Consider the following 24,882-nt stretch of genomic DNA (forward strand, 5'->3'; position numbering starts at 1 on the left):
GATATCGAACACGGCTCACGCCCCGGCGTAGACATTGGCAAGGACGACGGCGGCGATCGCCAGGACAAGGGTTCCCGTGAGCAGCGCTCCCAGGTAGGTCTGCACATTGCCGGTCTGGGTGCGGCGGATCAGGATTCCCAGGCCGCGGGCGATGCTGCCCGAGCCGCGCACGTACGTGTCGACGACCTCGCGGTCCAGGAAGCGGACGAGCCGTGCGGCGGCCCTCGTGGGCCGGACGAACACCGCTGAGTAGAGGGCGTCGAGGTGGAAGCCGGTGACCGCGTGGCGGTGCAGCGGGCCCAGCAGCAGGCGGCCGGGGTCCGAGGGGTCCGGGGCGTCCGCGATGGTGCCGTAGGCCGCGGTGTGTGAGGTGATCGCCTCCGCCTCGACGAGTGCCGGTTCCGCGTCGGGGTGTGCGGCGACGGCGCCGACCGGGGGGCGGTCGCCGCCCAGCGCGGTGGTGTGGCGCCAGGCCCCGTAGGTGACGATCCCGCCGACCAGTCCGACCCCGGTGGAGAGGACGGCCGTGGTGAGCGAGGGGGTGAGGCTGTGTCCGTCGAACCAGTCCGTGAGCTCGCCCGCGGCGAGGCCGAAGGCGATCGTGGGGACGGCGAGGACCCAGAGGACGGCGGTCATCGCGACGGGCTGCCTGCCGTGGTCAGGGACCTCGGGGCCGCGCCCTCGGAAGGCGAGCAGCCACATGCGTGTGGCGTAGGCGGCGGTGAGGACGGCGGCGGCGAGCCCCGCGACGAGGATCGTCCAGCCGGCGGCGGCCGGGGCCACGTCACGGTCGCCGAAGGCGGTGTGCTCGGCGGCGACGAGGACGGCTTCCTTGGAGAAGAAGCCCGCGAACGGGGGGATGGCGGCGAGCGCCAGCAGGGCGACGGTCATCGTCCAGTAGGCGTCGGGGATGCGCTTGGTGAGACCGCTCATACGGGACATGGCGGCCAGCGAGTTCGTTCCGGCGGCGTGGATGACGACACCTGCCGCGAGGAAGAGGACGGCCTTGAAGGCGCCGTGTGACAGGAGGTGGAAGACGGCGGCCCCGCGGTCGCCGACGGCCAGGGCGCCGGACATGTAGCCGAGCTGGCCGATCGTCGAATACGCGAGGACGCGCTTGATGTCGTCCTGCGCCAGGGCGGCCAGCCCTGAACCGATCATGGTCACGGCGGCCATCACCGCGAGGACGACGAGGACGGCTCCGGAGGCGGTGAAGACCGGCAGGAGCCGTGCCACGAAGTAGATGCCGGCGGCGACCATCGTCGCGGCGTGGATGAGCGCGGAGACGGGGGTGGGGCCGGCCATCGCGTCGGGCAGCCAGGTGTGCAGGGGGAACTGCGCGGACTTGCCCGCGACGCCGGCGAGGAGCAGCAGTCCGATGAGGGTGGGGTGGTCGAGTCCGCCGTTGGTGACGGCGGCCAGTACGCCGGTGACGCGGAAGGTGCCGGTGTCCGCGGCGAGCGCGAACAGGCCGATGAGGAAGGGCACGTCGCCGAGCTTGGTGACCAGAAATGCCTTGAGCGAGGCGGCGCGGGCCTCGGGCGTCTCCCAGTAGTGCCCGACGAGGAAGTACGAGCAGATGCCCATGATCTCCCAGCCCACCAGGAGCACCATCAGGTCGCCCGAGTAGACGACGAGCAGCATCGCGGAGGTGAAGAGGGAGACGAGCGCCGCGTAGGAGGGGTAACGGGCGTCGTCCTTGAGATACGCCGTCGAGTAGATCTGGACGCAGGTGGCCACGAGCCCGACCAGCACGGCGACCAGCACGGCGAAGCCGTCGAGGTGCAGGGACAGGTCGATCGGGACCGAGCCGGTGGGAGTCAGCTCGGTGGCGGCGTCGATGGACCGCCCACCACCCTGACGTACGGCCACGACCACGGCGAGGGCCGCGGCGGTGAGCGTGGGCAGGATGGCCAGGGGGCGTACGAAGCCAGGGGCGCTTCGGCCCAGGAGCAGCCCGGCGGCGGCTCCCAGGAAGGGAAGGAGGGGGACGAGGACGGCGAGGGTCGTGGTGGTCACGCGGTGGCCTCTGCCTTCTTTGCCTTCCCTGCCGGAGCAGTGGCCTGGTCTGCGGTGGTGCCCCGAGCGGAGTCGGCGTCCGCGTCCGGGAGCGACTCGGCGTCGTCGGTCTCCGCGGTGTCACGGAGGCGGTCGATGTCCGAGCTGCCGCGGTTGCGGTACACGGCCAGGACGATCGCCAGGCCGATGCCGATCTCGGCCGCGGCGATGGCGATCGTGAAGAGGGTGAGCGCCTGGCCGGAGTGGAGCGCGTCGCGGAGCCAGACGTCGAAGGCGACCAGGTTGAGGTTGACGGCGTTGAGCATGAGCTCGACGGCCATCAGGACGAGGATCGTGTTGCGGCGGGCGAGCACTCCGTACAGCCCGACGCAGAAGAGAAGGACTGCGAGTACGGCCGGGTAGGCGAGATGCATCAGCTCTTGTCCTCCCGCTGGGCGGCGGCCCTTGGCCTGCCGGCCCGGTCGCCGTCACGGTTCCCTGTGCCCGCGCCGCCGGTGCGGTCCGGTCCGCCGGTCCCGGCCTCGGGGCCGCCGGTACGGTTCCTGGCGCCGTCGTGGTCCGGACCGCCGTCGCGGTTCTTGCGGGACAGGACGATCGCGCCCACGAGAGCCGCGAGCAGCAGCACGGAGAGTGCTTCGAAGGGGAGGACCCAGTGTCTGAAGAGGAACGTGCCGGAGACCTTGGTGGAGCCCTGTGCGGGACCGTCGAGGTCGATCCAGGTCGTTCGGAAGGCGTCCACGACGACCCAGACCAGGGCACAGGCCGAGGCGGCGGAGGCGCCGACGGCGATCCACCGGTTGCCCGAGTCGGCGTCGGGTGAACGGCCGATGGGGGCCCGGGTCAGCATCAGCCCGAAGAGGAGGAGGACGACGATCGATCCGACGTAGATAAGGACCTGAACCCAGGCGATGAACTCGGCGGTGAGCAGGAGGTACTCCACCGCTATGCCGCCGAGAGCCACGACGAGCCAGAGTGCGGCGTGCACGAGCTGCTTGGTCGTGACGGTGACGAGGGCAGCGCCCAGGGTGGCGATCCCGACGAGCACGAAGGCGATCTCGACGCCGGTCGGTGAGAGGAAGCCGGGATGGCCGGCAGCGGCCGCGAGGATCACTCCTGCCCCTCCTGTCCGGCCTGCTCAGATCGCCCCGCCTGTTCGGTGCGTCCGGCCTGTTCGGCCTGCTGTGCTTCCTCCGCCCGCCTGGCCTCCTCGGCCTGGAGCTTGTCCGCCGCCTTGCGGGCCGCGGCGATCTCCTTGGGCTCCTCGGCTCCGGGGTCGAGCGCCGGGGGTTCGGGAACGGTCCACATCCACTCGCGGAGCTTGTCCCGTTCGTGGGTGAGCTCGTGGATGTCCGTCTCGGCGTACTCGAACTCGGGCGACCAGAAGAGCGCGTCGAACGGGCACACCTCGATGCAGATACCGCAGTACATGCACAGGGCGAAGTCGATCGCGAAGCGGTCGAGGACGTTGCGGCTGCGCTCGCGGCCACCCGGGGTGGCGGCGGGCACCGTCTCCTTGTGGGAGTCGATGTAGATGCACCAGTCGGGGCATTCACGGGCGCAGAGCATGCAGACCGTGCAGTTCTCCTCGAACAGTCCGATGACCCCGCGGGTGCGGGGCGGCAGTTCGGGCTGGACGTCCGGGTACTGGGCGGTGACCGTGCGCTTCGTCATCGTCCGCAGGGTGACGGCGAGGCCCTTGGCCAGGCCTGAGCCGGGGATCGGGGGCACTAGTTGATCGCCACCTTCACGATGCCGGTGAGCGCGATCTGCGCGAGGGCGAGGGGGATGAGCGTGGTCCAGGCGAGCTTCTGCAACTGGTCCTCACGCAGACGGGGGTAGGTCACCCGTAGCCAGATGACGACGAAGGCGAGCACTCCGGTCTTCAGCAGGGTCCAGACCCAGCCGAGGCCGTCGGCGCCCATCGGGCCGTGCCATCCGCCGAGGAAGAGCACGGTCGTCAGCCCGCACAGAACGACGATCCCCGCGTACTCGGCGAGCAGGAACAGGGCGAAGCGAAGGCCGGTGTACTCGGTGTAGGCACCGAAGATGATCTCCGAGTCGGCGACCGGCATGTCGAAGGGAGGACGCTGGAGTTCGGCGAGTCCGGCCACGAAGAACACCAGGGCGCCGACGATCTGCCAGGGCAGCCACCACCACTCGAAGGCGTCGAGGATGCCGGGCAGCGAGACCGTACCGGCCGCCATGGCCACGGAGGCCGCCGCCAGCAGCATGGGCAGTTCGTACGCGAGGAGCTGCGCCGCGGTCCGGAGCCCGCCGAGGAGCGAGAACTTGTTGGCGGAGGCCCAGCCCGCCATCAGGGAGCCGAGCACGCCCACACCCATGACGGCGAGTACGAAGAAGATGCCGGCGTCGACGACCTGGCCGACCGCCCCCTCCCCGGGGCCGATCGGCACGGCGACGAGCACCAGGAGGTACGGGAGCAGGGCGACGGCCGGGGCGAGCTGGAAGATGCGGCGGTCCGCGTCGGCGGGTACGACGTCTTCCTTCTGCGCGAACTTCACCCCGTCCGCGACGAGCTGGGCCCAGCCATGGAAGCCACCCGCGTACATGGGACCGAGACGGCCCTGCATGTGGGCCATCACCTTGTGCTCGGCCTGCCCCACGACGAGGGGGACAACCATGAAGACGGCGAAGACGATGACGAGGCGGAGGGCGACGTCCAGTACGTCGTTCACGCGGTATCGCCTCCGGCGGTTCGGTCGGGGTGGTCGGGGTGGTCTGTGCGTTCGTCCTCGGCGGCGGAGCCGTCACCGGCGGCGGGAGGCTGCTCGGCGGCTTCCTCGCCTTCCGCTGCTTCCGCGGCATCCGTGGCTTCCGCGGCCGGAGGTGACCCCTGGGACGGCTTCTTCCGTTCCTCGGACGGCTCCCCGTCCGGCACCGGCCGTTCCGGGGCCTCGTCGAACGCCGGCCGCGCGTCGTGCCAGGGCGCGTCGGCGCTGCTCGCCGCACCACCGGCCGCACGTGCCGCGCCGCGACCTCCACGCGCACCGCCGGACGGCGTCGTACGCCGGCCCGTACCGCCGGAGCCTGAGCCGGAACCCTCAGCACCCGGCACCTCAGCAACCGAGCCCGTAGCAGCCGAGCCAGTCGTGCCAGGGCCGCTCGCGTCGCCGTCCTCGGTGCCGGCGGCAGGATGCGTCGGCCCGGCGGTCTGGCTCGCGGAACCCTGGGAGGCGCTGCGGGTCCGGCGCGGCGGAGCGGTCCGGGGCGCCTCGGCGCCGCCCGGAGCGTCCGGGGTGGCCGGAGCGTCAGGAGTGGCCGGGGTGCCCGCCGCCTCCGGCCGCTGCGCCGCCGAGCCTTCGCTCGCGCTCCGGGCCCGGCGCACCGGGCGTTCGCCCGCCGCGCGCGCCCCTCGGGCGGGCCTGGCGGGGGCGGGCGGGAGCTGTCCCTTGAGCGGGCCCCACTCGTTGGGGTCGGGCACCCCGGGCGGCAGCATGGTGCGCCGCTTGGGCCCGCCGTGCTCGGATTCGCCCGGCTCCTTCGCCCCAGGCCACGCCTTGGCGACGCGGGCGGCCAGCACGAAGTCCTTGCGCAGCGGGTGGCCCTCGAAGTTCTCGGGCAGCAGCAGCGGGACCAGGTGGGGGTGACCCTCGAACCCGATGCCGAACATTTCGTGGGTCTCGCGCTCGTGCCACGCGGCGCCCGCGTAGACCCCGACGGCGGTGGGAAGCGAGGCCGCGTCGTGCGGGACGGTCGTACGGACGAGCAGACGCCGGACGGTACCGCCGCCGACGGCCGCGACGTGGGCGCAGACGCGGAAGCCGGTTCCCGGTTCGTCGACGGCGCTCAGCCAGTCGAAGTAGGTGCAGCCCAGCTCGTCGCGGGCCGTTTCGAGGGCGGCCGTCCAGGAGGCGGCGGGCACGTCCACGGTCAGCAGGTCGTAGGCGCGCGCGGCGGTGGCGTCCTCGCCGAACACGTCGGTGACGGCGTCGGGCAGCCGATCGTAGGCGTTCGGGGCGCCCGAGGTGTCCGGAGCGGTCACTCCCCCTCCCCCTTCGGTGGCTTCGGGGCCTCGACGAGGGGGCTGCGCAGAGCGGCGGCGGACGGGCGGCCGGTGTCCGTCGTGGCGTAGCGGTCGGCGAGCGACTCGCGGGCGATCTTCTCCTGGAGCTTGAGGATGCCCTGGAGGAGCGCCTCGGGCCGGGGCGGGCAGCCGGGGACGTAGACGTCGACGGGGATGATCTGGTCGACGCCCTTGGTCACGGAGTACGAGTCCCAGTACGGGCCGCCGCAGTTGGAGCAGGCGCCGAAGGAGATGACGTACTTCGGTTCGGGCATCTGCTCGTACAGGCGCTTCACGGCCGGGGCCATCTTGTCCGTCACCGTGCCGGAGACGACCATCAGGTCGGCCTGCCTGGGGCCGGGGGCGAAGGGGATGACGCCGAGGCGGATGAAGTCGTGCCTGGCCATGGAGGCGGCGATGAACTCGATGGCGCAGCAGGCGAGTCCGAAGTTGAAGACCCAGAGGCTGTAGCGGCGTCCCCAGTTGAGGACCACCTTCATGGGCTCCGGCGCGAGGCGGGACAGCACGCCGAGCGACTTGCGCTCGGGAAGCCGCACCGGGTCGGGCAGCGGCACGGAGGACTCGGCGGCAGGGGATTCGGAGGCTGGGGATTCGGCGTTCGGCCGGCTCGTCACGCCCATGTCAGGACGTCCTTCTTCCATGCGTAGAGCAGTCCCACGGCCAGGAAACCGAGGAAGATGAACATCTCCACCAGCGTCGTCGCCCCGTATCCGGGGGCCGCGAAGACCGTCGCCCACGGGAACAGGAAGATCGAATCGACGGCGAAGATCACGTACAGGAAGGCGTACACGTAATAGCGAACCTGGGTGTGGGCCCAGCCCTCCCCCACGGGGTCCACCCCGCACTCGTACGTGAGGAGTTTCTCGGGCGTCGGAACCACGGGCCTCAGCAGACGGCCGGCGCCGAAGGCGACGGCGACGAACAGCACGCCGACCACGGCGAGCAGCCCGACGACCGAGTAGCTCCGGAAGTAGTCCGACGCGAGAACGGTCGGTCCCGTCAGGTCCGCCACGTCCGCCCCCCGCTCCCTCAACCTGTTCGACGGTCTGTACGCACGGGAGTCTAGGCCCTGTTAAAGAGACGGTAAGCAGCCCCGTCGCCCTACGGGTGGGGCGGAGGGGGCGCGAGGGGTGCGGTGGGGGGTGGGGTTATCCCCACCGGCCGCCACCCACGAACCCCATGGCGTCCCCGGGTCCCGCCCGGCAGGCTGGTCACATGACGATGAGCCCCTCGACGCCGGACGGCGATCGCCCACCGCCCCCGCGCCCCGCCTTCGACCGGTGGACGTGGAAGGAGATCGCGCACCTTCTGGCCGATCTGCCGATGTCGGTCGCCGGGTTCGTCTACTCGGTGGTGCTCGTCGCCCTGGGGGCCGGGCTCTCCGTCACCGTGATCGGTCTGCCGCTGCTGGCGCTGGGGCTGCGGGGTGCGCGCGGCCTCGGCAGGGCGGAGCGCGGCCGGGCACGGAAGCTGCTCGGGGTGAACATCGACGAGCCGAGCCCGTTGACGCACGGCCGTCGCCACCAGGGCTTCTTCGGCCGGCTGTGGTCGGGGCTGAAGGACCCGGTCGGCTGGCGGGCGTTGCTCTATTCGTTCATCCGCCTCCCCTGGGGGGTGGCTGTGTTCGTGGTGACCCTGGTGAGCCTGTTCGTGCTCTGGCCGGTGCTGCCCTACATCGCGCGCGGGCTGGGGAACGTGGACCGGGCGATGGTGCGGGCGCTGCTCTCGCCCTCGGACGAACTGGAGGCCAGGATCGCGGAACTGGAGTCGGACCGCGGGGTGGTCGTGGACACCGCCGCCGCGGACCTGCGCCGCATCGAGCGCGACCTCCACGACGGCGCACAGGCCCGCCTCGTCGCCCTCGCCATGGGCCTCGGGCTGGCCAAGGAGAAACTCACCGCCGACCCCGAAGCCGCCGCCCGCATGGTCGACGAAGCCCACGGCGAGGTCAAGATCGCACTCCAGGAACTCCGCGACCTCGCCCGCGGCATCCACCCCGCCGTCCTCACCGACCGCGGACTCGACGCCGCCCTCTCCGCCATCGCCTCCCGCTGCACCGTCCCCGTCACGGTGTCGGTGGAACTGCCGGCGCGGCCGGCTGAGGCCATCGAGGGCATCGCCTACTTCACCGTCTCCGAACTCCTCCAGAACGTCAGCAAGCACAGCCGCGCCGCCGCGGCGACGGTGGGCGTCTGGCGCTCCGGCGACCGGCTGATGCTCCAGGTCACCGACGACGGACGGGGTGGCGCCCGGCTCGACGGGGGTACGGGCATGTCCGGGCTGGCCGAGCGGCTGGGCGCGGTGGACGGGCTGTTCGTCCTGGACTCCCCGGAGGGCGGCCCCACCACGGTCACGGCGGAGCTGCCCTGGAGGGACCGCCCGGCCGTGCGCCCGGCGGGGAGCGTCGCCCGGTGAACCCGTGCGGGCGGGGCGCGTTCGGCACGGATCCGCCCGGCGCGGGCCCGCGCTCCGGCGCCCCGCACCGCCGCCCCTCGCCCCCGCACGGATCACCGCGGTGGCGGCCCGGGTGGGGAAAACCCCCGGCCGGATACGGCGACCGCCCTCATGGTGCGGCCGCGACGGACACAGCAGTCTTGAGGCATCAGCGGTCGGATCGGCCCGCGGGGAGCTCCCGCCCAGAAGAAACGGACGGACACGAGTGATGGCCACGGCATACGGAGCGGACACGCGGGACCGCGACAGGCCCGGTCACGGGCACGGACACGAGGGGCACGTCCCGGCGAAGCACTTCCTCCCCGCCGCACTCCGCGCACCCTTCGAGGCACGCGCCTGGCGCGAACTCGGTTACGTCCTCCTGGGCCTGCCGATCAGTGTCGCGCTGTTCTGCGTATCGGTGACCATGGTCTCGCTGGGTATCGGCCTGCTGATCACCTTCCTCGGCATTCCGGTGCTCGCCGCCGCGCTGATGGTGTGCCGGGGGTTCGGTGCCGTGGAACGGGCCCGGGCGCGCGGCCTGCTGAAGCTGGAGATCGCCGACCCGGCCCCGGTCCGGGGCCGGACAGGCGGCCTCATGTCCTGGGTCGGGGCGGTACTGAAGAGCGGGGTGTCCTGGCGGCACCTGCTCTACTCCGTGCTGCACATGCCGTGGGCGACGTTCTCGTTCACCGTCGCGGTGACGTTCTGGTCGTACGGGTGGGCGGCCTTCACCTACCCGTTGTGGCGCTGGGTCTTCCCCACGTTCGTGGGCGTCGACGGCATCCAGCTGTACGGCGACGCGACGCACCAGGTCTATCTCGACTCGTTCGCGGAGATCACCGCCACCTGCGCTCTCGGGCTGGCACTCGTCCTGGTCACACCGTGGATCGTCCGCGGACTGGTGTCCGTGGACCGGTTGATGGTGCTGGGCCTGCTGGGCCCGTCCCGGCTGGCGACGCGGGTCTCGGAGCTGGAGTCGGACCGCGGGGTGGTCGTGGACACCGCCGCCGCGGACCTGCGCCGCATCGAGCGCGACCTCCACGACGGCGCACAGGCCCGCCTCGTCGCCCTCGCCATGGATCTCGGGCTGGCCAAGGAGAAACTCACCGCCGACCCCGAAGCCGCCGCCCGCATGGTCGACGAAGCCCACGGCGAGGTCAAGATCGCACTCCAGGAACTCCGCGACCTCGCCCGCGGCATCCACCCCGCCGTCCTCACCGACCGCGGACTCGACGCCGCCCTCTCCGCCATCGCCTCCCGCTGCACCGTCCCCGTCGACGTCGAGGTCGACCTGGCCGAGCGGCCTGCCCAGGCCATAGAGGGCATCGCCTACTTCACCGTCTCCGAACTCCTCCAGAACGTCAGCAAGCACGCCCGGGCCACCCGCGCCTCGGTGGACGTCTGGCGTACCGCCGGCCGGCTGATGCTCCAGGTCACCGACGACGGACAGGGCGGCGCGCACGCGCGTGCCGGGGGCGGGCTGGCGGGGCTCGCGGAGCGGTTGGACGCGGTGGACGGCGTCCTCGTCGTCGACTCCCCCGCCGCCGGCCCGACGACGATCACCGCGGAACTCCCCTGGCGGGGGTGAGGCCGCCAGGGCGGTGCCCCGGACACGCTCGAGGTGTCCGGGGCACCGTGGCGCGTCCGGGGCGGGGAGCGCCCTTCGGGCGCGACTTCCGTTGTACCGCCCCTCCGTGCGCCGATGCTGGAATGCTGGGCGGACAGGGCCGCGCGATCGGCGGCGTACAGGCAGGAACCGACAGTGGGGGACGCAGGGTCGTGGAGGAAAGAGTGCGGGTCGTCATCGCCGAGGATTCGGTGCTTCTCCGGGAGGGGCTCACCCGGCTGCTGACCGATCTCGGGCACGAGGTGGTCGCCGGGGTGGGTGACGCCGAGGCACTCCTCAAGACTGTGAGCGACCTCGCGGCCCAGGACGACCTGCCGGACGTGGTGGTCGCCGATGTACGCATGCCCCCGACCCACACCGACGAAGGGGTACGGGCGGCCGTGCGGTTGCGCAAGGAGCACCCGGACATCGGGGTGCTGGTGCTCTCGCAGTACGTCGAGGAGCAGTACGCGACCGAGTTGCTGGCGGGCAGCACCCGAGGGGTCGGCTACCTGCTGAAGGACCGTGTCGCGGAGGTCCGGGAGTTCGTGGACGCCGTGGTGCGGGTGGCACGGGGCGGAACGGCGCTGGATCCGGAGGTCGTGGCCCAGTTGCTCGGCCGGAGCCGTAAGCAGGACGTCCTGGCCGGACTGACACCCCGTGAGCGGGAGGTCCTCGGCCTGATGGCGGAGGGGCGTACGAATTCGGCCGTCGCCAAGCAGTTGGTGGTCAGCGACGGAGCCGTGGAGAAGCACGTCAGCAACATCTTCATGAAACTGGGCCTCGCGCCCAGTGACGGGGATCACCGGCGGGTTCTCGCCGTTCTCACTTATCTGAACTCATGACGAGGCGATGATCTGTTCACGGTGATCCGGACGGGCAGCCGATCCGGATGATCATTCGCGCGGCAGAGTTCAGCGCGGCAGAGTTCAGCATCGGGCCCTGACCGAAAGGACGAGTGCACGGAGGCGCCCGGTACCCCCGAAGGGTCGGGAAATATGGCGGAAAGTGACGCATGGGCGAATGGGAAACGCGTCCACCATATGACCGGTCCGAGGAAGGCGACCCTTACAGAAGTAGGGTGGTGCACTGGACCGCCGGCGGGCCGGCCGGTCCCGAGCCGCCGCCCCGAGGGAGGTCCAGTTCAGTGACCAGCCAGGTCAGTAGCCCAGCCGGAAAGTCCGATGAGGCCAGCGAGGCTGTCGTCGGGGAGCAGCGCGCCCCGCACATTGATCGTACGGGCGCCACCGAGAAGGAAATCCGCCGTCTGGATCGTGTGATCATCCGGTTCGCGGGTGACTCGGGTGATGGGATGCAGTTGACGGGGGACCGGTTCACGTCGGAGACGGCGTCGTTCGGGAACGATCTGTCGACGCTGCCGAACTTCCCGGCCGAGATCCGGGCGCCTGCCGGGACGTTGCCGGGGGTGTCGTCGTTCCAGCTGCATTTCGCGGATCACGACATCCTGACCCCGGGGGACGCGCCGAACGTGCTGGTCGCGATGAATCCGGCGGCGTTGAAGGCGAATATCGCCGATGTGCCGCGGGGTGCGGACATCATCGTGAACACGGACGAGTTCACGAAACGTCCGATGGCGAAGGTCGGATATGACCAGTCGCCGTTGGAGGACGGTTCTCTGGAGGCGTACAACGTTCATCCGGTGCCGTTGACGACGTTGACGATCGAGGCGTTGAAGGAATTCGGTCTTTCCCGTAAGGAGGCCGAGCGGTCGAAGAATATGTTCGCGCTGGGCCTGTTGTCCTGGATGTACAACCGTCCGACCGAGGGGACGGAGACATTCCTCCGGTCGAAGTTCGCGAAGAAGCCGCAGATCGCGGAGGCGAACGTGGCGGCGTTCCGGGCGGGCTGGAATTTCGGTGAGACGACGGAGGATTTCGCGGTCTCCTACGAGGTCGCCCCGGCGTCCCAGGCTTTCCCGACGGGCACGTACCGCAATATCTCGGGGAATCTCGCGTTGTCGTACGGGCTGATCGCGGCGGGCCGGCAGGCGGATCTCCCGGTGTATCTGGGGTCGTATCCGATCACCCCGGCGTCCGACATCCTGCACGAACTGAGCAAGCACAAGAACTTCGGTGTGCGCACGTTCCAGGCGGAGGACGAGATCGCCGGGATCGGTGCGGCGCTGGGCGCGGCGTTCGGCGGTTCCCTCGCCGTGACCACGACCTCCGGCCCCGGGGTGGCGCTGAAGTCGGAGACGATCGGCCTGGCCGTCTCCCTGGAACTCCCGTTGCTGATCATCGACATCCAGCGCGGCGGGCCCTCGACGGGGCTGCCGACGAAGACGGAGCAGGCGGATCTGCTGCAGGCGATGTACGGGCGTAACGGTGAGGCCCCCGTCCCGGTGATCGCGCCGCGGACTCCGGCGGACTGTTTCGACGCGGCCCTGGATGCCGCCCGGATCGCCCTGACGTACCGGACCCCGGTGTTCCTGCTGTCCGACGGGTATCTCGCCAACGGCTCCGAGCCCTGGCGGATCCCGGAGATCGACAGCCTCCCCGACCTGCGGACCCGGTTCGCGACCGGACCCAACCACGAACTCGCTGACGGTACCGAGGTGTTCTGGCCCTACAAGCGGGATCCGCAGACCCTCGCCCGCCCCTGGGCGATCCCCGGCACGCCCGGTCTGGAACACCGGATCGGCGGGATCGAGAAGCAGGACGGCACCGGGAACATCTCCTACGACCCGGCCAACCACGACTTCATGGTCCGCACCCGCCAGGCCAAGATCGACGGCATCACCGTGCCCGACCTCGAAGTCGACGACCCGGCCGACGCGCGCACCCTCGTCCTGGGCTGGGGCTCCACCTACGGCCCGATCACCGCGGCCGTCCGCCGGCTCCGCGCCGCCGGCGACACCATCGCCCAGGCCCACCTACGCCACCTCAACCCCTTCCCGAGGAATCTCGGCGAGGTTCTGAAGCGTTACGACAAGGTCGTGGTCCCGGAGATGAACCTCGGTCAGCTGGCCATGCTGATCAGGGCGAAGTACCTCGTGGACGCCCAGTCCTTCAACCAGGTCAACGGCATGCCCTTCAAGGCCGAGCAGCTCGCCACCGCCCTCAAGGAGGCCATCGATGCCTGACGCCAACCACCTCCTCCAGCTGGTGCCCAAGGCCGAGGGCAAGCAGTCGATGAAGGACTTCAAGTCCGATCAGGAGGTTCGCTGGTGCCCGGGCTGCGGTGACTACGCCGTCCTCGCGGCCGTCCAGGGCTTCATGCCCGAACTCGGCCTGGCCAAGGAGAACATCACCTTCGTCTCCGGCATCGGCTGCTCGTCCCGCTTCCCGTACTACATGAACACCTACGGGATGCACTCCATCCACGGCCGCGCCCCCTCCATCGCGACCGGCCTGGCCACCTCCCGCCGCGACCTGTCCGTCTGGGTCGTCACCGGCGACGGCGACGCACTCTCCATCGGCGGCAACCACCTCATCCACGCCCTGCGCCGCAACGTCAACCTCAAGATCCTGCTCTTCAACAACCGGATCTACGGCCTCACCAAAGGCCAGTACTCCCCGACCTCCGAGATCGGGAAGATCACCAAGTCCACCCCGATGGGGTCGCTGGACGCCCCCTTCAACCCGGTCTCCCTCGCCCTCGGCGCCGAGGCCACCTTCGTCGCCCGCACCGTCGACTCCGACCGCAAGCACCTCACCAGCGTGCTCCGCGCCGCGGCCGACCACCCCGGCACCGCCCTGGTGGAGATCTACCAGAACTGCAACATCTTCAACGACGGCGCCTTCGAGGTCCTCAAGGACAAGGAACAGGCCCAGCAGGCCGTCATCCGCCTCGAACACGGCAAACCGATCCTCTTCGGCACCGACGACAACCCCAAGGGCGTCGCCCGCGACCCCCTCACCGGCGACCTGACCATCGTCGACGCCACCGAGGCCAACCAGTCACAGATCCTCGTCCACGACGCCCACAACCCCAGCCCCACCACAGCGTTCGCCCTCTCCCGCCTCGCCGACCCCGACACCCTCCACCACACCCCCATCGGCATCCTCCGCAGCGTCGAACGCCCCGTCTACGACACCCTCATGACCGACCAGCTCGACAACGCCGTCGAACAACACGGCAAAGGCGACCTGAACACCCTCCTCGCCGGCCAGGACACCTGGACCGTCATCGGCTGACCCACGGTCACGCCCCGTCGACGAGGCCCGGAGCCTAAGGGTTCCGGGCCTCGTCGTATCGCGCGCGGGCCTCCTCGACGACGTCCAGACGCCGCTCCGCCCATCGGGCCAGGGCCCAGACCTGGTCCGCGGCCTCCCGTCCCAGCGGGGTGAGGGAGTAGTCCACCCTCGGGGGGATCACCGGCTTGGCGTCCCGGTCCACGAATCCGTCCCGCTCCAGCGTCTGAAGGGTCTGGGCCAGCATCTTCTCGCTGACCCCGCCCACGGCGCGGCGCAGCTCGCTGAAGCGGTGCGACCGCTCCAGCAGCGCGGCGAGCACCAGCACGCCCCAGCGGCTGGTGACGTGTTCGAGCACGAGCCGCGAGGGGCAGTTCTGCCTGTTGACGTCCGGGCGCCGGCCGCCCACTTCGTCGAGGATGCTTACCGTCATACCAGTACCTTACTTCAAAGTGCGTACTTTCTTCTGGTTAGTACCCCTTCTATGGTGAGTGGACACCCCGCAGCAGGAACAGCACCACCAGGAGAAACACATGAGCATCGTTGTCACCGGAGCCACCGGCGCACTCGGCCGTCTCGTCGTCGAGAGGCTCCTCACCACGGTCGACGCCGGTTCGGTCGTGGCGGTCGTCCGCGACAAGGAGAAGGCCGCGGACCTCGCCGCCCGGGGCGTGGAACTCCGCATCGCCGACTACGACCGGCCCGAGTCCCTCGCCGGAGCGTTCCGGGCCGGTGACCGCGTCCTGCTGATCTCGGCCAACGAGGTCGGCAGGCGAGTTCCGCAGCACACCGCGCTGATCGAGGCGGCCAAGGCCGCGGGCGTCGCGCAGCTCGCCTACACCGGCGTTCTGGGCGGGCCCGACGCGGACTTCGAACTTGCCGCCGAGCACAAGGTGACGGAGCGGCTGATCCTCGACTCCGGCCTTCCGTACACCTTCCTCCGCAACGGCTGGTACACCGAGAACTACCTGAATCTGGCGCCGGTGCTGGAGCACGGCGCCGTCGTCGCCAACGCGGGGGACGGACGGATCGCCTCCGCCTCGCGGGCCGACTACGCGGACGCCGCCGCGGCCGTGCTGACCGGCGAGGGCCACCTCGGAGCGACGTACGAGCTCAGCGGCGACACCGCATGGTCGCTGGCCGAGTTCGCGGACGTGGTGTCCGAGGCGACCGGCCAGGAGATCGCGTACAGGAACGTGCCGGCCGCCGTGCACCAGGAGATCCTCGTCGGGGCGGGACTGCCCGAGCCCTTCGCCGCGATCCTCGTCGACGTCGACGAGGCCATCGCACGCGGCCTGCTCGCCGGGACGAGCGGGGACCTGGCCCGCCTGATCGGCCGCCCGACGACCCCGCTGGCCGACTCGGTCGCCGCCGCGGTGGCCGCGGCCTGACGGGGGCACCGGCCAAGACACGGCGCACCGCCCCCTCCACGACCCCTCCCCGATCTGTCACGAGCGTCCCCGTGAGACGGCAATGACAGGTGCCCCGTCCGGCGCTACCGTCATTCCGTCGGCCGGTCGCCGGCCCAGGCGCACAGGGAGGGCCCGTGGAGGGGAAGAACGAGCAGCGGGCAGGCCTGCTGTACGGAGTCGGCGCGTACGGGATGTGGGGTCTGGTGCCCCTGTTCTGGCCGCTGCTCGAACCTTCCGGGGCGGTGGAGATCCTCGCCCACCGCATGGTCTGGTCGCTCGGGGTCGTCGGCATCGCCCTGCTCGCCCTCCGCCGGTGGGCATGGATCGGCGAGCTGGTGCGACAGCCTCGGCAGCTCGGCCTCATCGCTGTCGCCGCGAGCGTCATCGCGGTCAACTGGGGCCTCTACATCTGGTCCGTGAACAACGGCCATGTCGTCGAGGCGTCACTCGGCTACTTCATCAACCCCCTGGTCACCATCGCCATGGGTGTGCTGCTCCTCGGGGAACGGCTGCGTCCGGCCCAGTGGGCGGCGGTGGCGATCGGCCTCGCCGCGGTGCTGGTCCTGGCGATCGGTTACGGACAGCCGCCGTGGATCTCCCTGGTGCTGGCCTTCTCGTTCGCGACGTACGGCCTGATGAAGAAGAAGGTGGGCCTCGGCGGCCTGGAGTCCCTCGCGGCCGAGACGGCGGTGCTGTTCCTGCCGGCCCTCGTCTTCCTGCTGTGGCTCGGGGCCGACGGCGGGGCGACGTTCCTCTCCGGGGGCGCGGGCCACGGAGTACTCCTCGCCACCACCGGACTCGTCACCGCGATCCCGCTGATCTGCTTCGGCGCGGCCGCGATCCGGGTACCGCTGTCGGTACTGGGGCTGCTGCAGTACCTCGCGCCGGTGTTCCAGTTCTCGCTAGGCATCCTCTACTTCCACGAGGAGATGCCGGCCGAGCGGTGGGCGGGGTTCGCCCTGGTCTGGGTGGCGCTGGTGGTGCTGACCTGGGACGCCCTGCGTACGGCCCGGCGCTCCAGGGCCGAGGCGATGCGTCTCGCGGTCCAGGCCGCCCGGACGGCGGCATCCGCGGACAAGGCGCCCGTCTCGAAGCCGGACATCACACCACTCCAGAAATAGTTACCAGGTTGCTTTATTAACTCGGTTGCTATTACCTGTCCCCGGGGACCCGTACAGGGTCCCCGGGGATTTTTCGGTGCCCTGCCGCGGGGCGCCGAGGCGCGGCCGAGGAGCAGCAGATGACCGACGTACTGATCGTGGGGGCCGGACCGACCGGGCTCACCCTCGCCTGCGACCTCGCCCGTCGCGGACTGGGCGTGAGGATCGTGGACAAGGCTCCCGCGCATGCCCGCAGTTCGAGGGCGAAGGGGCCCAGCCCCCGCTCGCTGGAGGTGCTGGAGGATCTGGGGGTCGTCGACGCCGTGCTGGCGGCGGGCGCGGAGCCACCGCTGATGCGCAAGTACCGCGGCGGCGTACCGGTCGCGGACGCGGACCCGTACGCCGGCTCCTCCCCCACTCCGGCCGAGCCGTACGACCGGGGTCTGCTGATCGCGCAGTGGCGGCTGGAGGAGATCCTGCGCGACCGCCTGGCCGGGTACGGCGTGACGGTCGAATCGGGCTCCGAGATGGTGGACCTCGACGACACCGGCGATTCGGTGACGGTCTCCCTCGCCGACGGCTCCACGACCGCCGCGGAGTACGTGGTGGGCTGCGACGGTGCCCACAGCCGCGTACGAAAACTTCTCGGCGTCCCGTTCGAGGGGGAGACGCACGAGGAGCAGGTGATGGTCTGCGGCGACGTGGAGCTCGGCCCAGGCGTCCTGGAGCGGGGCGTCTGGCACCAGTGGTTCGACGAGGACGGGGCCGTCATGCTCTGCCCGATCCCCGGCACACGGACCGGGTGGTGGTTCCAGGCGAGTCCCGAACGGGACGCCGAAGGCCTCCCCGTGGCCCCGTCCGAAGAGGGCTTCCGGCTCCTCTTCGCCCGGCACACCCGTCTCCCGGCGGAGCACCTCACCTCGGCCGCGCTGCTCTCCACCTACCGCGTCAACGTGCGCATGGTGGACCGCTACCGGGTGGGCAGGGTGTTCCTGGCCGGGGACGCCGCCCATGTGCACTCCATCGCCGGCGGCATGGGCATGAACACCGGCATCCAGGACGCCTACAACCTCGGCTGGAAGCTCGGCCAGGTGCTCCGCGGCAGGGCCGGGGCGGAGCTGCTGGACACCTACGAGGAGGAGCGGCTGCCCGTCGCCGCCCTGACCCTGGACATCAGCTCGGAGCGCCTGCGGGCCACCCTGGCGGCCATCAAGCTGCCGGGCGGCGGCCTCGACACCGCGGTCGTGCCGGCATCGCGGGCACCGGACCGCGGCTACCGGTGGAGCTCGCTCGCCGGCACCGGCGCGGGCGGAGACGGCGCGGACGGGGACGGCAGCACGGGTGAGGACCGGGACGGCCTCCGCGCCGGGGACCGCGCCCCCGACGCCCTCTGCACCGAAGCGGCCACCGGTGCTCCCCTCCGCCTCTTCCACGCCTTCGCGGGACCGCACTTCACCCTGCTCGGCTTCGGTCCGGGGTCGGAGCCGGTGCTGCATGAGGCGGTCGCCGCCCACGGCGACGCGGTACGCGCCTTCCGTGTGCTCGGCCGGGGCGCCGGCGGCCCGACGTCCACCGGCCCCGCCGACCTGCACGACGGCGGAGGGCTCGCCCGCGCGGCGTACGGCATCGCGCGGGACTCCGTCGTCGTGATCCGGCCCGACAACCACGTGGGCCTGATCGCGGATGCCGGTGACCCGGGGGCCGTACGGCGGTACCTGCGGGCGCTGGACGGAGCGGGGCAGCCGGACGCGTCACATCGGGCAGGCGTGGTGGACGGCGCCCGTGAAGGCTGATTGAGTGCCCCGATGGGGACGATCCTGGTGGGCATGAGGCACGTCCGGTGGCATGAGCTGTGCCACGCCCAGGGGTCCGCCTCCCAGGTTCCCGGGATGCTGTCGCGGATCGCCTGGGGCGACAGCGAGACGGCCGAGGACGCGCTGAGCGATCTCGGGCAGTGGATAGGCGCCCTGGCCGTGTTCGACGCGACGGCCGCCACGGTGCCGTTCCTCTGGGAGCTCGCCGCCGTGGAGACCGTGAAGGACCGCGTCGGCGTCCTGGAGCTGCTGGGAACGATCCTCGCCGGCGGACACGCGCACCACCCGGAGTGGACCAGGGACGCTCATACGGCGGTCATCGCCGGCCGGCCGACGGCCGAGCGGCTCGCTTCGGGAGGCGATCCGGCGGTGAGCACGGCAGCCGAGAAGCTCCTCGGCGCGCTCGGCGGTCATTCCTGCCGGACCTGCCCGCCGGGGTGAACCACGCGGGTCAGCCCAGCGCGACCACGATCCGGTCCATCACGCCCTTCCAGTGCGCGCGCCTGTCCTCGCGCTCCCCGGCGCTCGCCAGGTGCTCCTGGTGGAAGCGGAGCACCGACCGGTCGCCCGTTCCGGCGGGCACCACGGCGACCTGGACGGTCGTCGTCCCGTGGGTGAGCCGAACGCGGTCGCCGGGGCGATAGCTGCGGATCTCGCCCACGGTCCCGTCGGCCGTGCGGTAGGCGGCGCCCTTCTCGGTGGGCAGCACCACCCCTGGACCGAGCCAGAGGGCTACGCCCTCCTCACCCGTGACGAAGTCCCAGAGGGCGTCCGCCGGGAGCGGCAGGGTCCGGGAGACGCCGATCTCCCATCCCGCGTCCTTCGTGAGTCCGGTCGGCATGGTGCCTTCCTCCCTTCACTCCCCCGCTTCCGCGGGGTCGGTGTTTCGAGCACGGTGGGCCCGCACCTTGTTGCGGTTCCCGCACCGGCCCATCGCGCACCAGCGGCGGCGACCGGGACGGGAGGTGTCCACGAAGTGCAGGGCGCAGTCCTGTGCCTGGCACACATGGATGCGGTGGGCGTACGGGCCCGTGAACAGGTCGATCGCGTCTCGGGCGACCGTCGAGAGCAGCGCGGTGCCCGTCGCCCCCGGCGCCCAGGCCCGGGTTCCGTCGGGTGTCAGGACGGCGACCAGCGGGGGCAGGGCCGCCGCCGCGTTCACCGTGCCGATGTCGCCCGGCCCGAGCGCCCCGCCCCGCGCGCGGGCCTTCGTCATCCTCCAGAGCGCACCCCGGAGTTCATGGGCCCGTTCCAGCTCCGCCGCGTCGACATCGAGCCTTAGCCCGCCGGGCAGGCGGCTCTCCCCGGCCCAGCGCACCAGGTCGGCGGGGGCACCCAGCGTCTCCAGGCGCCAGGGCAGTCCGCCCGGATCACTGGTGAGCAGCAACTCCAGGCAGAGGGCGCCCGGATCGAAGCGGAAACCACGCCCGCGGGGCGGACGAAGAATCATCCCCGGTTCCGGCGTGCCCGTTGCCGCGTCATTCATGTAACCAGTATAAACGGTTTTCATGACACTGCATTGGAAGCTGGTCATCGACGCCCTCGACCCACACAGCCAGGCCGACTTCTGGGCCGAGGCCCTCGGGTATCTCGTGGAGGACAACAGCCCCCTGATCGACGAGCTGCTCGGCGCGGGGGTGGTGACCGAGGACCTCACGGTGGAGCCGCACGGGCACCACGCCTGGCGCGATCTCGCCGCGGTGCGGCACCCGGACGACTCCTACGACGAGAAGAGTGGGGCCGGGCTCGGACGGCGGCTGCTCTTCCAGCGCGTGCCGGAGACGAAGACGGTCAAGAACCGCCTCCACCTCGACGTCCACGCCGCACCCGGACAGCGCGAGGCCGAGACGGAACGCCTGGTGGGGCTGGGGGCGAGCCTGCTCAGGCTCGTGGAGGAGCCCGGGGGGACATGGCAGGTGATGCTGGACCCCGAGGGCAACGAGTTCTGCGTCCAGTGACGGACCCGGCGGTGGGGGCCCGCGGCTCCTGCGCGCGGTGACAGACCCGACGAGGCCCGCGGCGCCCTGCGTCCGGTGACGGAGCCGGCAAGGGGCCTGCGGCGCGAGGGCGGAACCCCGCCTCTCTAGGCTGACCTCATGCTCACGTCACCCGCCGCATACTCCCTCGTCGCCACGGATCTGGACGGCACGCTCCTGCGTCCCGACGACACCGTGAGCCCCCGCTCCCGGGCGGCGCTCGCCCGCGCCGCGTCGGCCGGCGCGCGCCATCTGATCGTCACGGGCCGACCGGTCCCCGGTATACGCGCCCTGCTCGACGGCCTGGGATACGAGGGCCTCGTGGTGTGCGGGCAGGGGGCGCAGGTGTACGACGCCGGCGCGGCCCGCATGGTCGCCTCGGCGCCCCTGGACCGCGAGCCGGCCGAGACCGCGCTCGGCAAGATCGAGGCCGAGGTGGGCCAGGTGTTCGCCGCGGTCGACCAGGACGGGCCGGACGGCCTCACCCTCGTCGAGCCGGGCTACCGGATGCCCCACCCCTCCCTGCCCGCTCGCCGGATCAGGCACCGCGGGGAGCTGTGGTCGGCTCCGGTCATCAAGGTCCTGATACGCCACCCCCACCTGTCCGACGACGAGCTGGCGGCGGCCGCCCGGGGCGCGGTGGGCGATCTGGCGTCCGTGACCATGGCGGGCCCGGGGACCGTGGAGCTGGCTCCGCACGGGGTGGACAAGGGCACCGGGATCTCGCGGGCCGCCGCGCTGCTGGGCCTCGACCCGGCCGAGGCGGTGGCCTTCGGCGACATGCCGAACGACCTGCCGATGTTCCGGCTCTGCGGCCACGGCGTGGCGATGGGCAACGCCCATGCCGAACTCCGGGCGGAGGCGGACGAGATCACGCTGACCAACGAGGAGGACGGTGTGGCGGTCGTGCTGGAGCGCCTCTACGGCTGAAATTCGCCTGCCATAACCCGCCGTACGCAGATAGCATGCGCACGCAAGTAATCGCCGCACGCGGGCTTTTGGAGTGACCATGGCAGCACGCAGCTTCCTCTTCGTCCTCGGCAGCAGCCGGGCCGGGGGCAACACCGAGACCCTCGCCCGGATCGCCGCCGAGCAGCTTCCCCCGGACACCGAACAGCGCTGGCTCGCCCTGCGCGACCACCCGCTGCCCGACTTCGAGGACCTCCGCCATCCCGAGCGCCGCCACGTCCAGCCCTCGGGGAACGCCGAGACCCTGCTCCGGGCCACGCTGGAGGCGACCGACGTGGTGATCGCCTCGCCGCTGTACTGGTACTCGGTCTCGTCGGTCACCAAGCGCTACCTGGACCACTGGTCGGGGTGGCTGGAGACCCCGGGCGCCGACTTCCGGCGCCGGATGGCCGGCAAGAACCTCTGGGGCGTCACGGCGCTCGCGGACGAGGACCCCGCGGTCGCGGAGCCCTTGGCCGGCACCCTGCGCATCTCGGCGGAGTACCTGGGGATGCGCTGGGGCGGCGTACTGCTGGGCAACGGCAGCAAGCCCGGCGACGTCCTGGCGGACACCGCAGCGGTGACCCGGGCCAAGACCTTCTTCAGCTGACCGGACCGGCCCCGACGCGCCCGGGGCCGTCGGAGGGCGGGCCGCCGAGCGATCGCAGCACATGCTCCACCAGCGCGGCCACGGTCGCCTCGTCCTGCGGCGGCCTGCGCAGGACGAGGCGGTAGTAGACCGGCCCGTAGAGCATCTCCACCGCAAGCGGGAGGTCCGCCCCCTCGGGCACCTGCCCCTGCTCCTGCGCCTTGCGCAGCCGATCCTCGGCGGCCCGGAAGCGCGGGTCGACCAGCTGCTCCTTCACCGCGTCCGCCAGCGCCTCGTCGTGGTGCATGTCGGAGAGGATCCCGGCGTAGAGCGGCCCGTACGGCGACGTGGAGATCATCCGGACGGCGCCGTTGATGTGGCGTCGCAGATCGGCGGCGACGTCACCGGTGTCGGCGAAGGGGGTGGCGCCCACGAACGCCTCGGTGAAAGCCTCCAGCATCACCGCGCCCTTCGAGGGCCACCACCGGTAGATGGTCTTCTTGCTGACTCCGGCCCGGTTCGCGATCGCCTCGACGGTGACCCGGCCGTACCCCTTCTCCCCGCACAGCTCCAGGGCCGCGTCCAGGGTGGACCGTCGCGACCTCTCACTGCGGCGCAGGGAACTCGGCGATGTGATCATTCGGTGAGCATAGGGGGATTCTGCCCACCGCTTGTTGACAGGTCGTCGCCAGAAGTCGAACAATGACCGCACTGGAAACGGAACGTACCGTGTCGTTCCGCGCAGTGCACCGTTCGTGCCGTTCGTGCCGCGACGAGCCGATCGGGGGACGGCTCGACCGGCCGACGGTACGGCCGGATCCCGCCGGTCCCCTCGTGAGCTCCGGACCTCTCAGACACTGATGTCCTTCGTGGTGAACCGCGCCCAGGCCGCAGAGCCGAACACCGCCGCGTACAGGGCCTGCAGCCCCAGGTTCCTGACCACCTCGTCCCCGTACACGGGGTCGCGCAGCAGGTCCGTGAAGGACAGCCAGTAGTGAGTGAAGAGATACGGGTGGATCCCGCTCAGCTGCGGCATCGTGTCCAGGATCTGCACGGTGATCAGCACCCCGACCGTCGCCGCCATCGCCGCGACACCGCTGTTGGTGAGGGTGGAGACGAACAGGCCCAGCGCGGCGAATCCGGCCAGGGAGACCGCGACGACCACGGCGATCAGCCCGGCTCTCAGCAGCCCTTCGTCGAATCCGATCCGGGTCCCCGAGATCGTCGTCATCTCCCCGACGGGAAAGAGCAGCGCGCCCGTCGCGAGTGCCGACACCGCCACCACCAGCGTCGCGAGCAGGCAGAACACCAGCACGGACGCGTACTTGGTGAGCAGCAGCCGGGTACGGCCCGCCGGGGCGACCAGCAGATAGCGCAGGGTGCCCCCGCCCGCCTCCCCCGCCAGTGAGTCGCCCGCGACGACCCCGACGGTCAGCGGCAGGAAGACGGGCAGGGTCGCCGAGAGCGCCGCGAACACCAGGAAGAGACCGTTGTTGGTGACCTGGTTGAGGAACGCGGGGCCGCCGCCTCCGCCCGGCCCGCCCTGCCCGCCGTCGCCCGTCTCGATCCTGACGGCGATCCCCACGAGGACCGGCACCCCCGCGAGGACCCCGAGCAGGGCGAGGGTGCGCCATCTGCGGAGCATGGTGGTCAGCTCGGAGCGGAGGATTCCCAGCGTCCGGAGCGCGCGCGGCGCCACGCGGGGCCCGGGAAGGGCCGTGAGTTCAGCCTGCGACATCGAATCCCTCTCCGGTGAGCGCCACGAACGCGTCCTCCAGCGAGGCCCGTTCGATCCCGAAGCCACGTACCCGTACGCCCGCGCGTACCAGGGCCTCGGTGAGGTCCGCGAGTTCCACCTCGCCCGGCGGCGCGTCCCCGATGATCCGGTCGTCCTCGGAGACGAGCCCGGTGATCCCGTGGGCGGTGAGGACGCGGGCCGCGTCGCCCGGGTCGGGGGTGGTGACCGTGAGCCGGCCCCGGGAGCCCGCCGCGAGCTCGGCGACCGGGCCCTGGACGAGGAGCCTGCCGCGGGCCATCACAGCGGCGTGGGTGCACACCTGCTCGATCTCGTCGAGCAGATGGGAGGAGAGGAACACGGTGGTGCCCTCGGCCGCCAGATCCCGGACGAGGGCGCGGATCTCCCGCATGCCCTGCGGATCGAGCCCGTTGGTCGGTTCGTCCAGTACGAGGAGTCCGCGCGGCTGGAGCAGGGCAGCGGCGAGCCCGAGGCGCTGCTTCATCCCCAGGGAGTACGCCTTGGCCTTCTTTCCGGCGGCCGCGGCCAGACCGACCCGCTCCAGGGCGCTCTCCACCCGCGCGCGCCTGGTGCGCGGATCGGCCGTCGGGTCGGCGGAGTCGAAGCGTACGAGGTTGCCGCGTCCGGTCAGGAACCCGTACAGCGCCGGTCCTTCGATGAGCGCTCCGACTCGCGGGAGCACCGTACGGGACGCGGCCGGCATGGGACGCCCCAGGACGCGGGCGGTGCCGGCGGTCGGTTCGATCAGCCCCAGGAGCATCCGGATGGTGGTGGTCTTGCCGGAGCCGTTGGGCCCGAGGAAGCCGTAGACACTGCCCGCGGGGACGTCCAGGTCGAGTCCGTCCACGGCCAACTGCCCGCCCCGGTACCGCTTGGTCAGACCGCGCGTCTCGATCACGGTGCCCTGCCCCGGGCCGGCTCCCCGCGCGGCCGCCGCCGCCGTCGTCTCGGTCATACGCGCTCCCGGTGCCGTCCTGCCGCCCCCGCCGGTGCGGCCGCTCAGCCTACGGACCGCCCCGTCGTACGG

The 24,882-nt window shown here is 71.3% G+C and carries 26 protein-coding genes; 12 read left to right on the plus strand and 14 right to left on the minus strand.

Going from position 1 to position 24,882, the window contains the following annotated elements:
• Positions 1–15 precede the first annotated feature (15 nt).
• From ACGFNN_RS13690 to ACGFNN_RS13725, 8 genes are read right to left on the minus strand one after another with little or no spacing between them, the layout of a single operon-like run.
• Complete coding sequence (locus ACGFNN_RS13690; RefSeq protein ID WP_393555537.1) at positions 16–2,019, minus strand: NADH-quinone oxidoreductase subunit L; 2,004 nt, start codon at positions 2,017–2,019, stop codon at positions 16–18.
• The gene (gene nuoK / locus ACGFNN_RS13695; RefSeq protein ID WP_365519190.1) at positions 2,016–2,432 is read right to left on the minus strand and encodes an NADH-quinone oxidoreductase subunit NuoK; all 417 of its coding nucleotides are present in this window, start codon (positions 2,430–2,432) and stop codon (positions 2,016–2,018) included. The genes ACGFNN_RS13690 and nuoK overlap by 4 nt, the downstream gene beginning before the upstream one ends.
• Positions 2,432–3,130 carry an NADH-quinone oxidoreductase subunit J gene (locus ACGFNN_RS13700; protein ID WP_393555539.1) on the minus strand — a complete coding sequence of 233 codons (699 nt, stop codon included), beginning with the start codon at positions 3,128–3,130 and terminating at the stop codon, positions 2,432–2,434. The genes nuoK and ACGFNN_RS13700 overlap by 1 nt, the downstream gene beginning before the upstream one ends.
• The gene (locus tag ACGFNN_RS13705) at positions 3,127–3,747 is read right to left on the minus strand and encodes a NuoI/complex I 23 kDa subunit family protein (RefSeq protein WP_393555541.1); all 621 of its coding nucleotides are present in this window, start codon (positions 3,745–3,747) and stop codon (positions 3,127–3,129) included. The genes ACGFNN_RS13700 and ACGFNN_RS13705 overlap by 4 nt, the downstream gene beginning before the upstream one ends.
• Positions 3,747–4,715, minus strand: coding sequence for a complex I subunit 1 family protein (locus tag ACGFNN_RS13710; protein ID WP_362554981.1), 969 nt, complete (start codon positions 4,713–4,715; stop codon positions 3,747–3,749). Before ACGFNN_RS13710 ends, ACGFNN_RS13705 begins: the two co-directional genes overlap by 1 nt.
• A complete protein-coding gene (locus ACGFNN_RS13715; protein WP_393555543.1) occupies positions 4,712–6,022 on the minus strand; it encodes an NADH-quinone oxidoreductase subunit C in 1,311 nt (436 codons plus the stop codon). The genes ACGFNN_RS13710 and ACGFNN_RS13715 overlap by 4 nt, the downstream gene beginning before the upstream one ends.
• The gene (locus ACGFNN_RS13720) at positions 6,019–6,684 is read right to left on the minus strand and encodes an NADH-quinone oxidoreductase subunit B (protein ID WP_393555545.1); all 666 of its coding nucleotides are present in this window, start codon (positions 6,682–6,684) and stop codon (positions 6,019–6,021) included. Before ACGFNN_RS13720 ends, ACGFNN_RS13715 begins: the two co-directional genes overlap by 4 nt.
• Entirely contained in the window at positions 6,675–7,076 is a 402-nt protein-coding gene (locus ACGFNN_RS13725) for an NADH-quinone oxidoreductase subunit A (RefSeq protein ID WP_362554975.1), read from the minus strand. Before ACGFNN_RS13725 ends, ACGFNN_RS13720 begins: the two co-directional genes overlap by 10 nt.
• Positions 7,077–7,279: 203 nt before the next feature.
• Here ACGFNN_RS13725 and ACGFNN_RS13730 point away from each other — a divergent pair, with 203 nt between their 5' ends.
• From ACGFNN_RS13730 to ACGFNN_RS13750, 5 genes are all read left to right on the plus strand, one after another.
• Positions 7,280–8,479, plus strand: a complete 1,200-nt coding sequence (locus ACGFNN_RS13730) for a sensor histidine kinase (RefSeq protein ID WP_393555547.1) — start codon at positions 7,280–7,282, stop codon at positions 8,477–8,479.
• Positions 8,480–8,726: 247 nt separating this feature from the next.
• Positions 8,727–10,088, plus strand: coding sequence for a sensor histidine kinase (locus ACGFNN_RS13735; protein ID WP_393555549.1), 1,362 nt, complete (start codon positions 8,727–8,729; stop codon positions 10,086–10,088).
• Positions 10,089–10,291: 203 nt separating this feature from the next.
• A complete protein-coding gene (locus ACGFNN_RS13740) occupies positions 10,292–10,951 on the plus strand; it encodes a response regulator (RefSeq protein WP_393556226.1) in 660 nt (219 codons plus the stop codon).
• Positions 10,952–11,253: 302 nt separating this feature from the next.
• Positions 11,254–13,209: a 2-oxoacid:acceptor oxidoreductase subunit alpha gene (locus tag ACGFNN_RS13745; protein ID WP_393556228.1), complete on the plus strand. Its 1,956-nt coding sequence runs from the start codon at positions 11,254–11,256 to the stop codon at positions 13,207–13,209.
• Positions 13,202–14,263 (plus strand): 2-oxoacid:ferredoxin oxidoreductase subunit beta, encoded by a 1,062-nt coding sequence (locus ACGFNN_RS13750; protein ID WP_393555550.1) that lies wholly within the window; start codon positions 13,202–13,204, stop codon positions 14,261–14,263. Before ACGFNN_RS13745 ends, ACGFNN_RS13750 begins: the two co-directional genes overlap by 8 nt.
• Positions 14,264–14,297: 34 nt before the next feature.
• On the opposite strand, the gene ACGFNN_RS13755 is transcribed toward ACGFNN_RS13750, so the two are convergent.
• Positions 14,298–14,693 (minus strand): winged helix-turn-helix transcriptional regulator, encoded by a 396-nt coding sequence (locus ACGFNN_RS13755; protein ID WP_393555552.1) that lies wholly within the window; start codon positions 14,691–14,693, stop codon positions 14,298–14,300.
• Positions 14,694–14,793: 100 nt separating this feature from the next.
• Between ACGFNN_RS13755 and ACGFNN_RS13760 the strand changes: the two genes are divergently transcribed.
• From ACGFNN_RS13760 to ACGFNN_RS13775, 4 genes are all read left to right on the plus strand, one after another.
• Positions 14,794–15,651, plus strand: coding sequence for an SDR family oxidoreductase (locus ACGFNN_RS13760; protein WP_393555554.1), 858 nt, complete (start codon positions 14,794–14,796; stop codon positions 15,649–15,651).
• 155 nt (positions 15,652–15,806) lie between these two features.
• Entirely contained in the window at positions 15,807–16,793 is a 987-nt protein-coding gene (gene rarD, locus ACGFNN_RS13765) for an EamA family transporter RarD (RefSeq protein WP_393555556.1), read from the plus strand.
• 119 nt (positions 16,794–16,912) lie between these two features.
• The gene (locus ACGFNN_RS13770) at positions 16,913–18,565 is read left to right on the plus strand and encodes an FAD-dependent oxidoreductase (protein ID WP_393555558.1); all 1,653 of its coding nucleotides are present in this window, start codon (positions 16,913–16,915) and stop codon (positions 18,563–18,565) included.
• Between the two features lie 12 nt (positions 18,566–18,577).
• On the plus strand, positions 18,578–19,027 hold the full coding sequence (locus tag ACGFNN_RS13775; RefSeq protein WP_393555560.1) for a hypothetical protein: 450 nt from the start codon (positions 18,578–18,580) through the stop codon (positions 19,025–19,027).
• Positions 19,028–19,037: 10 nt separating this feature from the next.
• On the opposite strand, the gene ACGFNN_RS13780 is transcribed toward ACGFNN_RS13775, so the two are convergent.
• Entirely contained in the window at positions 19,038–19,427 is a 390-nt protein-coding gene (locus tag ACGFNN_RS13780; protein ID WP_393555562.1) for an SRPBCC domain-containing protein, read from the minus strand.
• 15 nt (positions 19,428–19,442) lie between these two features.
• A complete protein-coding gene (locus ACGFNN_RS13785) occupies positions 19,443–20,072 on the minus strand; it encodes a CGNR zinc finger domain-containing protein (protein ID WP_393555564.1) in 630 nt (209 codons plus the stop codon).
• Positions 20,073–20,094: 22 nt separating this feature from the next.
• Here ACGFNN_RS13785 and ACGFNN_RS13790 point away from each other — a divergent pair, with 22 nt between their 5' ends.
• The 3 genes from ACGFNN_RS13790 to ACGFNN_RS13800 all read left to right on the plus strand — a co-directional run bounded on the left by ACGFNN_RS13790 (position 20,095) and on the right by ACGFNN_RS13800 (position 22,120).
• Positions 20,095–20,544 carry a VOC family protein gene (locus ACGFNN_RS13790; RefSeq protein ID WP_393555566.1) on the plus strand — a complete coding sequence of 150 codons (450 nt, stop codon included), beginning with the start codon at positions 20,095–20,097 and terminating at the stop codon, positions 20,542–20,544.
• 138 nt (positions 20,545–20,682) lie between these two features.
• A complete protein-coding gene (locus ACGFNN_RS13795) occupies positions 20,683–21,492 on the plus strand; it encodes an HAD family hydrolase (RefSeq protein ID WP_393555567.1) in 810 nt (269 codons plus the stop codon).
• 79 nt (positions 21,493–21,571) lie between these two features.
• Positions 21,572–22,120: a flavodoxin family protein gene (locus tag ACGFNN_RS13800; protein ID WP_393555569.1), complete on the plus strand. Its 549-nt coding sequence runs from the start codon at positions 21,572–21,574 to the stop codon at positions 22,118–22,120.
• On the opposite strand, the gene ACGFNN_RS13805 is transcribed toward ACGFNN_RS13800, so the two are convergent.
• The 3 genes from ACGFNN_RS13805 to ACGFNN_RS13815 all read right to left on the minus strand — a co-directional run bounded on the left by ACGFNN_RS13805 (position 22,113) and on the right by ACGFNN_RS13815 (position 24,810).
• Positions 22,113–22,739 carry a TetR/AcrR family transcriptional regulator gene (locus ACGFNN_RS13805; protein WP_393555571.1) on the minus strand — a complete coding sequence of 209 codons (627 nt, stop codon included), beginning with the start codon at positions 22,737–22,739 and terminating at the stop codon, positions 22,113–22,115. The genes ACGFNN_RS13800 and ACGFNN_RS13805 overlap by 8 nt on opposite strands.
• Positions 22,740–22,949: 210 nt before the next feature.
• Entirely contained in the window at positions 22,950–23,837 is an 888-nt protein-coding gene (locus ACGFNN_RS13810; protein ID WP_393555573.1) for an ABC transporter permease, read from the minus strand.
• A complete protein-coding gene (locus ACGFNN_RS13815; RefSeq protein WP_393555575.1) occupies positions 23,824–24,810 on the minus strand; it encodes an ABC transporter ATP-binding protein in 987 nt (328 codons plus the stop codon). Before ACGFNN_RS13815 ends, ACGFNN_RS13810 begins: the two co-directional genes overlap by 14 nt.
• Positions 24,811–24,882: the final 72 nt, after the last annotated feature.

This window comes from Streptomyces sp. NPDC048590, from assembly GCF_043199535.1.
In the GTDB taxonomy this organism is placed as follows: domain Bacteria; phylum Actinomycetota; class Actinomycetes; order Streptomycetales; family Streptomycetaceae; genus Streptomyces.